13 protein-coding genes, 1 other RNA gene and 1 riboswitch are annotated in these 13,186 nt (G+C 68.5%); of the genes, 6 read left to right on the forward strand and 8 right to left on the reverse strand.

Annotated elements, in window-relative coordinates:
• Positions 1-119: 119 nt before the first annotated feature.
• Complete coding sequence (locus NR101_RS06610; RefSeq protein ID WP_256774889.1) at positions 120-758, reverse strand: outer membrane beta-barrel protein; 639 nt, start codon at positions 756-758, stop codon at positions 120-122.
• A 158-nt stretch (positions 759-916) separates the two neighbouring features.
• Positions 917-1,061: riboswitch (FMN riboswitch) on the forward strand.
• A gap of 121 nt (positions 1,062-1,182) precedes the next feature.
• Between NR101_RS06610 and NR101_RS06615 the strand changes: the two genes are divergently transcribed.
• The 5 genes from NR101_RS06615 to thiL all read left to right on the forward strand — a co-directional run bounded on the left by NR101_RS06615 (position 1,183) and on the right by thiL (position 5,266).
• Entirely contained in the window at positions 1,183-1,806 is a 624-nt protein-coding gene (locus NR101_RS06615) for a riboflavin synthase (protein WP_256774890.1), read from the forward strand.
• Positions 1,803-2,918 (forward strand): 3,4-dihydroxy-2-butanone-4-phosphate synthase, encoded by a 1,116-nt coding sequence (ribB, locus tag NR101_RS06620; protein ID WP_256774891.1) that lies wholly within the window; start codon positions 1,803-1,805, stop codon positions 2,916-2,918. Before NR101_RS06615 ends, ribB begins: the two co-directional genes overlap by 4 nt.
• 183 nt (positions 2,919-3,101) lie before the next feature.
• Positions 3,102-3,569: a 6,7-dimethyl-8-ribityllumazine synthase gene (ribH, locus tag NR101_RS06625; protein ID WP_256774892.1), complete on the forward strand. Its 468-nt coding sequence runs from the start codon at positions 3,102-3,104 to the stop codon at positions 3,567-3,569.
• On the forward strand, positions 3,566-4,045 hold the full coding sequence (gene nusB / locus NR101_RS06630; protein ID WP_256774893.1) for a transcription antitermination factor NusB: 480 nt from the start codon (positions 3,566-3,568) through the stop codon (positions 4,043-4,045). Before ribH ends, nusB begins: the two co-directional genes overlap by 4 nt.
• A gap of 252 nt (positions 4,046-4,297) precedes the next feature.
• Positions 4,298-5,266, forward strand: coding sequence for a thiamine-phosphate kinase (thiL, locus tag NR101_RS06635; RefSeq protein ID WP_256774894.1), 969 nt, complete (start codon positions 4,298-4,300; stop codon positions 5,264-5,266).
• Positions 5,267-5,635: 369 nt separating this feature from the next.
• Here the strand turns inward: thiL and NR101_RS06640 are convergent, their stop codons facing one another.
• The 4 genes from NR101_RS06640 to NR101_RS06655 are packed head-to-tail and all read right to left on the reverse strand — an operon-like array spanning position 5,636 to position 9,663.
• On the reverse strand, positions 5,636-7,024 hold the full coding sequence (locus NR101_RS06640) for an FAD-linked oxidase C-terminal domain-containing protein (RefSeq protein WP_256774895.1): 1,389 nt from the start codon (positions 7,022-7,024) through the stop codon (positions 5,636-5,638).
• Positions 7,021-7,563: a metal-dependent hydrolase gene (locus tag NR101_RS06645; RefSeq protein WP_256774896.1), complete on the reverse strand. Its 543-nt coding sequence runs from the start codon at positions 7,561-7,563 to the stop codon at positions 7,021-7,023. Before NR101_RS06645 ends, NR101_RS06640 begins: the two co-directional genes overlap by 4 nt.
• Positions 7,563-7,931 (reverse strand): YraN family protein, encoded by a 369-nt coding sequence (locus NR101_RS06650; protein ID WP_256774897.1) that lies wholly within the window; start codon positions 7,929-7,931, stop codon positions 7,563-7,565. The genes NR101_RS06645 and NR101_RS06650 overlap by 1 nt, the downstream gene beginning before the upstream one ends.
• 10 nt (positions 7,932-7,941) lie before the next feature.
• On the reverse strand, positions 7,942-9,663 hold the full coding sequence (locus tag NR101_RS06655) for a penicillin-binding protein activator (protein WP_256774898.1): 1,722 nt from the start codon (positions 9,661-9,663) through the stop codon (positions 7,942-7,944).
• An 80-nt stretch (positions 9,664-9,743) separates the two neighbouring features.
• On the opposite strand from NR101_RS06655, the gene rsmI reads away from it, so the two are divergent.
• The gene (gene rsmI / locus NR101_RS06660) at positions 9,744-10,565 is read left to right on the forward strand and encodes a 16S rRNA (cytidine(1402)-2'-O)-methyltransferase (RefSeq protein ID WP_256774899.1); all 822 of its coding nucleotides are present in this window, start codon (positions 9,744-9,746) and stop codon (positions 10,563-10,565) included.
• A gap of 510 nt (positions 10,566-11,075) precedes the next feature.
• Here rsmI and rnpB read toward each other — a convergent pair.
• The 3 genes from rnpB to NR101_RS06675 form a co-directional block, all read right to left on the reverse strand.
• Positions 11,076-11,426, reverse strand: an RNA gene (gene rnpB / locus NR101_RS06665) — RNase P RNA component class A.
• Between the two features lie 44 nt (positions 11,427-11,470).
• The gene (locus NR101_RS06670) at positions 11,471-11,953 is read right to left on the reverse strand and encodes a DM13 domain-containing protein (RefSeq protein WP_256774900.1); all 483 of its coding nucleotides are present in this window, start codon (positions 11,951-11,953) and stop codon (positions 11,471-11,473) included.
• A 240-nt stretch (positions 11,954-12,193) separates the two neighbouring features.
• Positions 12,194-12,970: an NRDE family protein gene (locus tag NR101_RS06675; RefSeq protein WP_256774901.1), complete on the reverse strand. Its 777-nt coding sequence runs from the start codon at positions 12,968-12,970 to the stop codon at positions 12,194-12,196.
• Positions 12,971-13,186: the final 216 nt, after the last annotated feature.

A 13,186-nucleotide genomic window follows, 5' to 3' on the forward strand; every position in this document is an offset into this window, starting at 1 on the left:
ACCACAATCTAGCTGGCCGGCCGTGCGCCTTCTCCCCTCAGATGGGAGAAGAACCAAAAAAAACGGGCCCCTTTCGGGGCCCGTTCGATCATGGCGCGGCGGAGACCGTCGCTGCCCGATCAGAAACTCGCGCGCACGCCCACCGACACCTGGGTGACATCGCGGTAGGCCTGCACTTCAGCGACCAGACCCCAGGTCTGGGTGAAGTTCACCTGGCCACCGAGGTTGCCTACCCACGTGCCCTTGAAGTCGCTGCCGCCGTCCAGGTAACCGGCCTTGGCCCACGCTTCGGTACGCACCGACGGCTTGCCACGCACGCCCACGGTGGCGCGGCCGGCGTTGGTGTGGTCCTTGTCGGTGGCGCTGTCGAAACCGTCCACGGACAGCTTGGCTTCCACGTTCTGGCGGATCCAGGCGATGTCGGCGGTGAAGTCGACGCGGTCGCTCATCGGCATGTGGTAGCCGATGCCCAGCTCGGGCTGATTCAACTCCAGCTTGAGGCTGGCGTCATAACCGGCGTAGCTGCCGTTGTACTTCTTGGACACGTACGACCAGGCGCCGAATACATTGACCTGCGGGCCGATGTCGAACGAGCCGCGGATGTAACCACCGTCGACCTTCGGATCGCCGAAGTAGTCGTCGTTGGTGTCCAGCTGGGTCCAGCCGGCTTCGACATAGGTGTAGCTCACGCGCTCGGCGGCGGAAGCGGAAAGCGGGGCGGCGGCCAGCAGGGCGGCGGCCAGGAGAATCTTGCGCATGCAGGTTCCTTGGGTGAAGTTGAGGTCCATTTCAGCCAGCCCTTCGTGGGCGGCAGGGCGGCGATCACTGCCGCGCGGCCGCATTTTAACCATATCTTCACAAAAAGCGAGCAGTCAGCTTGGCTTGCTACAATGGCGCGGCCGGTTCGCCGGTACACAAACGTCTTCAGGGCGGGGTGCGATTCCCCACCGGCGGTAGGTGCGCAAGCACGAGCCCGCGAGCGCTTCCAGTTCCGCTGGAAGGTCAGCAGATCCGGTCCGATGCCGGAGCCGACGGTATAGTCCGGATGAAAGAAGACGGTGCGGCCGTGCCTTTGCGCGCGGCGTGCGCCTATATGCCTTGCGGCGTTTTTCGCTCACTTTCTGCGGGAAACGTTATGTCTGATTGCACCTCCATCCCCTGCCTCCGTCCGGGGGTCCGCTGATGTTCACCGGCATCATCGAAGGCGTCGGCCGCCTGGCCGCGCGTGACACCCTCGGCGGCGACGTCCGCTTCACCTTCAACGTCGGCAACCTGCCGTTCGACAGCGTCCAGCTCGGCGAAAGCATCGCCATCAATGGCGTCTGCCTGACCGTGATCGCTTTCGACGCGACGAGCTTCCAGGCCGATGCCTCCACTGAAACCCTCGGGTTGACCACGCTGGGTCAGCTTGCCGATGGCGCAGTGATCAACCTGGAACGTGCGATGCGTCCGACCGACCGCCTGGGCGGGCATCTGGTCAGCGGCCACGTCGATGGCCTCGGCCGGGTCCTGTCCATCCACGACGACGCACGGGCCCAGCGCTGGCGTTTCGCCGCGCCTGCGGCACTGCTGCGCTACATCGCCAAGAAGGGCTCGATCTGCGTGGACGGGGTCAGCCTGACCGTGAACGAGGTTGACGACCAGGGCTTCGAGGTCGCGCTCATTCCACACACCGTGGCCAACACCGCCTTCGCCGCCACCGGCGTGGGCAGCGCAGTCAACCTGGAAATCGACCTGGTCGCCCGCTATGTCGAACGGCTCATCGCCGTGCCCGCCCAGGGCCCGCAGCAGGGAGCCAACGCATGAACTTCGCCTCCATCCCCGAGATCCTCGAGGACATCCGCCTGGGCCGCATGGTCGTCATCGTCGATGACGAAGACCGCGAGAACGAAGGCGACCTGATCATGGCCGCCGAGCTGGTCAAGCCGTCGGACATCAACTTCATGGTCACCCACGGCCGTGGCCTGGTGTGCCTGCCGCTGACCCGCGAGCGCGCCGCCGATCTGGGCCTGGCGCCGATGGTCCAGGCCAACACGGCCCAGTTCCAGACCAACTTCACCGTCAGCATCGAGGCCGCCGAGGGCGTCACCACCGGCATCTCGGCCTACGACCGCGCGCACACCATCCGCACCGCGGTGAAGCCGGACGCCAAGCCGGCCGACCTGCACCAGCCGGGCCACATCTTCCCGCTGATCGCCCAGCCGGGCGGGGTGCTGACCCGCGCCGGCCATACCGAAGCCGGCGTCGACCTGGCCATGCTGGCCGGCCTGGAACCGGCCGGCGTACTGGTGGAAATCCTCAACCCCGACGGCAGCATGGCGCGTCGCCCGGAGCTGGAAGTGTTCGCGCGCGAGCACGGCCTGAAGATCGGCTCGATCGCCGACCTGATCGCCTACCGCCTGGCCACCGAGAAGACCGTCGAGCGCGTGGACGAGCGCGAGATCGAGACCGAATTCGGCCCGTTCACGCTGGTCACCTACCGCGACCGGATCGCCCACGACCTGCATTTCGCGTTGGTCCGTGGCACCCCCGACGCCGAGCCGACGTTGGTCCGGGTCCAGGTGGAGAACCCGCTGGCCGACCTGCTGCACTGGCGCCGCGACGACTTCGGCGTGGCCTCCACCGATGCCCTGCGTGCGATCGCCGCCGCCGGGCGCGGGGTGATGGTGGTGCTGTCCGCTCCGCGCGACAGCAACAGCCTGCTGGCGCGCCTGCGTCAGCAGCCGCAGCCGGTGGTGCCGGGCAAGGACAAGGATGTGAGCCAGTGGCGCCGCAACGGGGCCGGGGCGCAGATCCTGTCCGACCTGGGCCTGGGCAAGTTGCGGGTGCTGGGCACCCCGCGCCGGCAGATCGGGCTGGCCGGGTATGGGCTGGAAGTGGTCGAGACGGTGGGGAACACGTCATCGCATGCGCGCTGACGCCCCACGATGTGCTTCGCAAACCGTGGGCCCCTCTTACCACCATCCAGGCCCCCGCCGCGTCGCGGCAGCCCCCTGACTCAGGGGGCTGCTGCACCCGACCCGTCCCGTAACGCGCGGCGACCCGGCTACACGCGGCCATGCGCTAGAATATTCACCTATTAAATGGACCCCACGCCGAACATGAGCCACTACGAAGGCGACCTCCGTACTCCGGAAAAGGCCCGTTTCGCCATCCTCGCCAGCCGCTGGAATGCCCGCATCACCGACGTGCTCGTCGCTGGCGCGCGCCAGAGCCTGGCCGGCAATGGCATCGCCGAGTCGGCCATCGACGTGATCCGGGTGCCCGGCGCGTGGGAACTGCCGCTGGTCGCCGCGCGCCTGGCTGCCGCCCATGAGCACGCCGCCATCATTGCCCTGGGCTGCGTGATCCGCGGCGATACCCGCCACTACGAGCACGTCGCCGATGGCTGTGCCGAGGGCCTGATGCGGGTCCAGCTGGACTTCGGCGTGCCGGTGCTCAATGGCGTGCTGGCGGTCGAACGTGCCGAGGATGCCGAGGCACGCGCCGGTGGCAGTCATGGCAACAAAGGTGAGGAAGCCGCACTGACGGCGTTGGAAATGGTCAATCTTCTGGAGCAGTTGCCGTGAACAAGTCAAACCCGGGCAAGCCCTCCGGAAAGCCCGTCCGCCGCGATGGCATCGACCCGGTGCTGCGCTCGCGCGCGCGCCGTCGTGCCTTGCAGGCGATCTATGCCTGGCAGATTTCCGGCGGCAACGCGCAGTCGGTGATCGCCCAGTTCGCCCACGAACAGGCCCGCGAAATCGCCGACCTGGCCTACTTCGAAGCGTTGGTGCACGGCGTGCTCGACAATCGCAAGGACCTGGACGAGGCGCTGACCCCGTACCTGGACCGCGGTGTCGAGGAAGTGGATGCGATCGAACGTGCCGCGCTGCGCGTGGCCGCCTACGAAATGCGTTACCGCCTGGACGTGCCGTACCGCGTGGTGATCAACGAGGCGATCGAATCGGCCAAGCGTTTCGGTTCCGAACACGGTCACACCTACGTCAACGGCGTGCTGGATCGTGCGGCCGTGGAATGGCGCAAGGTCGAAAGCGGCCACTGAGCCGATTGTTCGCCGGCGGCTGATCCCGCGCACGCCGCCGTGTGATCGTTGGTAGAGCCGACCGTTGGTCGGCTGACCGCTTGGTAGAGCCGACCGTTGGTCGGCTGACCGCGCAAAGCGCGATCCGTCGCAGCCGGCATGATGTCCGGTTTCAAGGCAGCCGACCAACGGTCGGCGCTACATCCCAACGGTCCTGCCGGATCCGACCACGGTCGGGCCCACACGGCGGACGTTCCGCTGCCGGAGTTGCCCATGTCCCTTGCCGAATTCGCGTTGATCGACCGCATCCGTGCCCGCACCCGTGCGCGCGCCGACGTGGTGCTGGGCATCGGGGACGACGCGGCCCTGCTGCAGCCGCGCGCCAGCGAACAGCTGGTGGTCACCGCCGACACGCTCAACAGCGGCGTGCATTTTCCGGCGGAAACGCCGGCGTTCGAGATCGGCTGGAAGACGCTGGCGGTGAACCTGTCCGACCTGGCCTCGATGGGCGCGCGTCCGGCGTGGTGCACCCTGGCCATGTCGTTGCCGTCGACCGAGCCTGAGTGGATCGACGCCTTCGCCGATGGCTTCTTCGCACTGGCCGACGAGCACGACATCGTGCTGATCGGCGGCGATACCACGCGCGGTCCGCTGTCGCTGTCGGTCACTGCGATGGGGCAGGTCTCGGCCGGCCACGCGCTGCGCCGCGATGCGGCCCGGGTGGGCGACGACATCTGGGTGAGTGGCACGCTGGGCGATGCCGCCGGTGCGCTGCGGTTGTGGCAGCAGGGCCGTCTCGATGTGGCGGTGGTGTCCGATGATCCCGACCTGGAAGCGCTGCGCCAGCGTCTGCTGTGCCCCGTTCCGCGGGTGAAGCTGGGCCAGCGCCTGCGTGCCTACGCGCATGCGGCGGTGGACATCTCCGACGGCCTGCTCGCCGATCTCGGCCATATCGCGGCCCGCAGCGAGGTGGCCGCGCGCCTGGAAGTGGACACGCTGCCGATGTCCTCGGCGCTGCGCAACGCGCTGGGTCGCGATGACGCGCGCGATTGCGCGTTGCGCGGTGGCGATGACTACGAACTGTGCTTCACCGCCGCCGCCGACCAGCGCGACGCGCTGCATGCGCTGGCCGAAGCGCTGGCGCTACCCCTTACCCGCATCGGCCGCATCACCACCGGCCAGGGCGTGCACGGCGACGACCTGCCCAACGCGGACGGCTACGAGCACTTCGTCCTCCAGTAGAGCCGACCGTTGGTCGGCTGCTGTTAGAGCCGACCCTTGGTCGGCCGCTGTTAGAGCCGACCCTTGGTCGGCTGCTATGCGATGGGGGGATGTCTGCAACTGGACGAGGAGCAGCCGACCAACGGTCGGCTCTACGAAACGGTTGCGTCGACGATGGACGCACGAAACGGTTGCGTCGACGGTGGACGCACGAAACGGTTGCGTCGACGGTGGACGCAACGAAACGGTTGCGTCGACGGTGGACGCACGAAACGGTTGCGTCGGCGGTGGCCGCACGAAACGGTCGCGTCGGCGGTGGCCGCACGAAACGGTTGCGTCGGCGGTTGCCGCACGAAAAGGTTGCGTCGGCGGTTGCCGCGCACGCGAGGATCACCCTGCAGGCGGCAGCACCTTGCCCGGGTTGAGGATTCCGTCCGGGTCCAGCGCCTGCTTGATCGCGTGCATCGCCGCCAGCGTGGCCGGGTTGAACGCCTTGGCCATGAAATCGCGCTTGGCCAGGCCGATCCCGTGCTCGCCGGACAGCGTGCCGCCGAGCGACAGCGTCAGTGCGAAGATCTTCGGCAGCGCCGCGTGCGCACGCGCATTCTCGTCGGCATCGTCGGGGTGGTAGAGAATGTTGACGTGCAGGTTGCCGTTGCCGGCATGGCCAAAGGTGACGATCACCAGCTGATGCTCGCGCGCCAGCGCCTGTACCCCGGCCACCAGGTCGGGGATGCGCGATACCGGCACCACCACGTCTTCATTTATCTTGCCCGGGGCGATGCTGCGCAGCGCAGGCGACAACGCCTTGCGCGCGGCCCACAGTTTCTCGCGCGCGCTGCCTTCCATCGCCACATCCAGCGCGATCATACCGTCGCCTTCGGCGGCCGTGGCCAGCGCCTGCAGCAGATAGGGGAGGGTGTCGTGGTCGCCGTCGGCCTCGACCAGCAGCATCGCGCCGGCTTCGGGCACCTCGGCGCCATTGCGGCGCAGGAGCTCCAGGCTGCGGGCATCCATGAATTCCAGTCGGGTGGGCACCACCGGCTGGCCCATCAGCCGCGACACGGCCGCGGCCGCCGCATCGGCATCGCGGTACAGCACCCGCAGGCCGGCCTGCGCCACCGGTAGCGGAGTCAGTTTGAGCGTGGCCTCCACGATCAGCGCGAGGGTGCCTTCGCTGCCGACCAGCAGGTGGGTGAGGTCGTAGCCGGTGGCGTCCTTGGTATAGGCGCCACCGCAGTGGATGAGCTCGCCCGCGCCGGTCACCGCGACCAGACCCAGCACGTTGTCGCGGCTGGTGCCGTACTTCACCGCGCGCGGGCCACCGGCATTGCAGGCCAGGTTGCCGCCGATGCTGCAGATGTCCGCGCTGGACGGGTCCGGCGCCCAGAACAGGCCATGCGGTGCCAGCGCGTGCTGCAGGTCGCCGTTGAGCACGCCCGGCTCGACCACCGCGCAGCGGTTGCCCGGCTGGATATCGAGGATGCGCGCCATGCGCGCGAACGACAGCACGATGCTGCCCGAGACCGGCACCGCTGCGCCGGTGGTGCCGGTGCCGGCACCGCGCGCGACCACGGCGATGCGATGTTCGCGGCAGGCGTGCACCAGTGCCACCACCTGCTCGCGGTCACGCGGGAAGGCCACGCCGAGCGGCAACCGATGCCGCCAGGAATTGTCCTGCGCGTGCGCGGCGAGCGCGGCCTCATCGGTGCGCCAGCCGTCCTCGCCCAGCAGCGCATGCACAGTGGAAAGGAAGGCGGCGGGCAGGGCGGTCGTCATGACGGGGTCCGGGCATCGACAGGGGCGCGTTGGATCAGCTTCCAGCCGATCACGGCGGCGGCCAGAGGCAACCACACCCAACGCAGTTCAGAGAAAACGGTGGCCAGTCCGCGCGCGCTGAAGAACTGGCCGGCGAAGGGCGAGACGCGGATCGGTCGCCAAGGTGCGAATACGCGCTCGCCGCTCCACGGCCACCACAGGGCAACGCCGAGACCACCGGAGGTGAAGGCATCCAGCAGCGGGTGCGACAACGCGCTGATCCCCACGAACGCGGCGGCCTGCACCGTGCCCGCACGCAGCGGTCGGTGCAGCACCGCGGCGAGCACGGCCAGCAGGGTGGCAAACACGATCGAATGACTGGCACCGCGATGACCGAAGCTGTCGGCGTAGGGGATGTGCAGGGCGAAGGCCAGCACGTCGGTATCGGGAAGTATCGCCGCCACCACGCCAGCAGCCAGCAACGGCCTGGAAATGCGCCCGCGATCAGCGGCGCACCACAGCGCCAGGGGAATCGCGGCGTGGGTAAAGATGCTGGGCATCAACAATCCTCCAGCCGGAACGCATCGCGCAGCCAGCGCAGTTGCGGTGGATCGCCGCTGGCCTCGACCACGTCGAACCGACACGGCCGTTGCGCCAGCGCCGGGTGCGCGCCGAGGAACAACTGCGCGGCCAACACCAGCTTGCGTCGCTTGCGCAGGTCCACCGATGCCGCGCCGCCACCAAAGCCGGCGCTGGCGCGGTAGCGCACTTCCACGAAGACAGTGGTGTCGCCATCGCGCATGATCAGGTCCAGCTCGCCGCCGCGATAGCGCGCGTTCTGCGTGATCGGGCTCAATCCCTGCGTGCGCAGGTACGCCTGCGCCGCAGCTTCCACCGCTGCCCCACGCTGTGCCCGCGCGGTCGGCACGGGCCGCAGATCAGTTGGCGTTGGCGATCGGCATCGGCCGGCCGCCGCTGAAGGTCGACCATGCCGGCACGCGCAGCACGTTGCCGTTGCTGTCCAGGAACAGCGTGCCGGTGGCGCCGGCCAGGCCGCCCTCGTTGGACATCTTGTCCAGGTAGGCGCTGATCTTCCACGCATCGAAGCCGAAGGCGAACAGGCGGCCAGCCGCGCCGCGCGCATTGGGCAGGATCTGTCCGGCCGTGCTGGCCGAGGGCAGGCCGGCGACGCCGCGCACGTTCCATGCCTCGTTGGGATAGACGATGCCGTCCAGCGCCATGTCTTCCTCGGCCTTGCCCGCACCGACGGTCAGCTGCGAGGTGCCCACGCGGGTGGCGCCACCGGCACCGGCCAGTGCCAGCTGCGGTGCCAGCGCGCGCGCCTGCGGCGCCTTCACCGCCAGCAGCACGCCATCGACGCTGCCGGCCGCGCGGATCTGCGCGCTGATATCGCCCACGGCTTCACCCACCCCGATCGTGGCCACCACCTGGCCGCCGCGCTGCGCGAAGCGTTCGCGGAAGGCGGCGGCGGCACGGCGGCCGTTGTCGTCGTTGCTGTGCACCACCAGCACCTTGCTGCGCTCGCGGCCGCGCAGGAATTCGGCGGCGATGATGCCGTCGTCTTCCGGGGCCAGCGAGAACCCGGCGCTACCGGCCGGCGGGCTGCTCTTGCCACGGTTCAGCGCCAGCACCGGCACCGGCAGCTGGGCGCGGCCGAACACCGCATCGACCTCATCGCGGCCGAGCGGACCGACCACGAAGTCCACGCCGGCACCGACGGCTTTGTCATAGGCCGCCACCGCACCGGCAGCGGTGCCGGCGGTATCGATGAACTGGATGTCCGGGCGACGGCGGGTTTCGGCGTAATAACCGCTGAGCAGGCCATCGCGCACCGGCTGGGCGGCGGTGGCCAGGCGACCGCTGAGCGGCAGCAGCACGGCCATCTTCAGCGGCGGGCGGTAGCCATCGCTCATGGCCGGCGGACGCTTGCTGGTATCGAACTGCACCGCCTGCTCGCGATCGAACGGACGCGGCAGCGGCAGCCCGCGGGCGATCAACGCGCGCCCGGCGAAGTTGTACAGCGGCTCGTTGGCCGGCAGTGCCGCCGCGCGCGAACGCAGGGTGGCATCGTCGAGCGTGCCGAGCAGACCGGCGATGGCCTGCTGGTTGTCGGTGCGCGCCTTGCCGGTCAACGCGGCGTGCGCGCGGGCGCGCTCCTGCGCGGCACCGATGATGTCGCCGGTGCCCTGCAGCGCATCGGCGCGGGCCAGCTGCCAGCGCGTGCGCAGCTGCGGCACCACCGTATCGGAGGATTCCTTCAGCGAGGCCAGCGCCTGCGCCGGCTGCTTATCGGCCAGGGCCAGCTCGGCGGTGGTCAGGTGGTAGCGCTGCAGGTTGGCGCCGTTGAGCTGGCGCGGGGTGATCTGGGCCAGCAGGCTGCGCGCGCGTGCGCTGTCGCCGGCCTCATGCCAGGCAAAGGCAGCATCGGCCAGCGCGGCAGCGCGGGCGCTGCCCTTCAAGGTGTTGGCCAGTGCTTCCAGCTGCACGGCGGCGTCGCGCGGCTTGCCCTGGTCGATCAGCGCCAACGCCTGGCTCTGCGCCGGCGATTCAGGCGCACTGGTCAGGCTCGTCGTGGCGCAGCCGGCAAGCAGCATCAGCGACAACGAAAGGGCGGAGATCCGTGCGACGGGCTTGTTCATGATCAGGTCCATTCGATGGGGGCAGCGGCCGTGGCCGGGGAACGGTACGATTCTACCCTTGACCCACGAGTGCCGTTGCGATGAGTGCTGTCCCTACGCTGTATGTCGTTGCCACCCCGATCGGCAACCTGGCCGACCTGACGCCGCGGGCGCAGGACGTGCTGCGCTCGGTGGCGGCGGTCTGCGCCGAAGACACCCGCCGCAGCGGCCAGTTGCTGGCCCATTTCGGCATCCAGCAGCCGCTGGTGGCATTGCACGACCACAACGAGGAAGCGCTGTCCCAGCGCATCGTTGCGCGCCTGCTGGCTGGTGAATCGCTGGCGCTGGTGAGCGATGCCGGCACCCCGCTGGTCAGCGATCCGGGCTATCGGCTGGTGCGCGCCGCCCGCGAGGCGGGCATCCGGGTGAGCCCGGTGCCGGGTGCCTGCGCGGCGATTGCCGCATTGAGCGTTGCCGGCCTGCCCAGCGACCGCTTCACGTTTGAAGGCTTCCTGCCGGCCAAGGGCTCGGGCCGCCGCGAACGCCTGCAGGGCCTGGCCGGCGAAACCCGCACGCTGGTGTTCTACGAATCCTCGCACCGCATCACCGAGTCGCTGGCCGACATGGTCGCGGCCTTCGGCGCGCAGCGCCCGGCGGTGCTGGCCCGCGAGCTGACCAAGCTGTTCGAGACCGTCCTCGACGGCACGCTGGCCTCGCTGCTGCAGCAGGTGGAAGCCGACGACAACCAGCGCAAGGGCGAGTTCGTGGTGATGGTGCAGGGCGCTGCCGACGACGAACGAGCGCAGCTGGCCGCCGGCCGCCGCATGTACGCCAAGCTCAGCGAACACCTGCCGCCATCCACCGCCGCCAAGCTCGCCGCCGAACTCACCGGCGCCCCACGCAAAGCCCTCTACGGCAGCTGATCGCGAGCTGGGCGCAGGCAGAGCCACCCCACGGGTGGCCGCCCGCGATGCCGAAGAGGTAGAGCCACCCCATGGGTGGCTGCCCGTAGTGCCGAAGAAGGTAGAGCCACCCCACGGGTGGCTACGCACGATGCCGGAACGAACAGCAGCCACCCATGGGGTGGCTCTACCAGGCGTGCAGCAAACACCGCATTGGAATAAAGCCCCCCGCAAACCATCCGGAGTAGAGCCGTCCCATGGGTGGCTGCCCGTGATGCCGAAGAGGTAGAGCCACCCCATGGGGGGCTACGCACGATGCCGGAACGAACAACAGCCACCCATGGGGTGGCTCTACCAGACGTGCAGCAAACGCCGCTTTTGAATAACCCCCCCCCGCAAACCGTCTGGAGGCACAGCCCCCTTTAGTAAAGGGGGCGCGGCGACAGCCGCGGGGAATTGGACGCTGGTGGCGCCCGGGGCCCACGGTTTGCACCGCAAACCGTGGGGCTTCTTCGCGGCATCGCGAAGAAAGGGCGGAGCCGGCCGATAAGCCGGGTTTTGTCGTGGACAGTCATTCCTCTAGGCGCTACGTCACCGCAGCGCTCAAGCAACCTACCCGGACCCGACGCGGGCCACGCCATTAGGTCCCTATTTGGTCTTGCTCCAGGTGGGGTTTGCCGTGCCGGTCTGTTGCCAGACTCGCGGTGCGCTCTTACCGCACCATTTCACCCTTACCGGCTTCCCGAAGGAAACGTAGGCGGTATCTTTCTGTTGCACTTTCCGTCGGCTTGCGCCGCCCAGGCGTTACCTGGCACCTTGCCCTATGGAGCCCGGACTTTCCTCGGCATCCGCAAGGGATGACGCGACTGTCTGGCCGACTCCGCCGCGCGCATTGTCCCACATCCCGGCGTGCGGAGGGCGGGCGATCACCCCGGCGTTCGGTATTGCCCGGCCGAGATGAACTGCGCGAAGCGCTCGCACCACACCACCACAGTGGTGAATTCCTCGACATCCACGCCCGGTGGCACCTCGACCAGGAAGCGGTTGAAGGTCTTCACTTCGCCGATCCGCACCGCATCGGCCTTGATCCGTTCAAAGCCGGCCTTGGTGTCGACGAACTCGCGGGTCAGATAGACCTTGTAGTCGGGCCCCGGAGCGATCTTGCCGGTGAAGGCCACCTGGGTGGCGCTCACGCTCAGCGCGCCATCGGCCCAGTGCAGCGCATCGCTGCCCTTCTGGTCGCGGTGGAGGTTGGCGTGGTAGCGCGCCTGCTCCATCGCAGCCTGTACCTGCTGAGCCGGCGGATCGTCCGGTGCGGTGAGGATCGGCAGGAAGTACACGCCCAGGCCGAAGCCCACGCCAAGCACAAGCAGGTGGCTGATCAGAAGAAGGAGGATGCGTCGTCGCATGGAAGCTCCGTACAGAGTGGAGACGCGGCAACGGCGCCGCCCCGCCATCCTCGGCACGCAGCGCGTCGGGTCAAGGCGCCCTGGAGGCGGCGTCGGGCCGGCATCCTGCGCAGAACCAGCTCCATCTGGGCCGAGGGGCCGGGAATGCCTTCTGGCGCAGCGGCGTTAAACTTTCGTGAACACCCTTGCTTGTGGCTGAAGTGCCGCAATGCCCGGTCCCTGAAGATTGGCTTGGCAACGTCAAAGTGCGCCGATCTGCGCCCTTGCCTCCAGCCGGGTCTCACCGATGCAACTGCCGTCCGGCCCAAACCGGCGCTCGTGGATGAAACCCTCGCCATTGGCATCCAGTGCGATCAGCGTGCTGGCGCGGGTGCCGTACTCCGGGCTGCGGATGAACGCTGCGCTCAGCCAGCGCTCGCGTTCCAGGCCGATGCCGGTGTTGGGCAGGGCGCTGTCGTCAGCCCGGGTTTCATCGGCCAGCGCCGCCCACAGGGGCCCCAGGTCGTCGCTGCCGCTGGCGATCCAGCCCCGCAGGGCGGCGTTCAAACGCTCGGTCTTGGGCCACGGCGCATCCAGCGGCCCGTTGGACATGCCGTGCACGCCGGGCGCCAGCGCCTGCCGGCCCAGCGGGTGATTGCCCAGGAACTGGCAGCTGTCGCGGTCGGCCAGCAGCAGGTTGAACGGCGCGAAGGTGGTGGCGCGGGCGGCCAGCTCGTCGGCGAAGGTGGCAGCCGACGCATCGGCACGCAGGTAGTCGGCCACCAGAGCACCACGTGACGGGCCGGTCTGGCGCGCCAGCGGGTCGCGGACATTGGTGACCACCGCCATCCGGCCCTCGGGCGCGACCCCGGCCCAGGTCCCGCCCGAACGCAGGTCACGTCCAGCCAGCAGGCCGGTGTCCGGCGCCGGCCAGGCCACCAGTGCGGCGGTGGGGCGGGCGTGGAACTCGTCGCGGTTGCCGACCATGACCAGCTGCCACCGCGGGTGTGTTTTCCAGGCAAGGGCGAGAAGGCACATGGCCGGCATTGTGCCGGGGTTTGCGCAAGACCGGGTCAATGGCGACGGGGCTTCTCATGAATGCGCGCCTATGTTTCACACCCTCTACACGCGCCTGAACTTCGCCCCAATCTCAAAAGATGAGACGAAACAGCAACTTGTGGATAAGCCTTGAACAAGTCTCTAAACATTGCTGCAAGCCCTTGATGTCCAAGGTGATTTCCCGCTTGCAAAGTT

Origin of the sequence: Stenotrophomonas sp. Ste86, assembly GCF_024519465.1 — a bacterium.
GTDB lineage: Bacteria > Pseudomonadota > Gammaproteobacteria > Xanthomonadales > Xanthomonadaceae > Stenotrophomonas.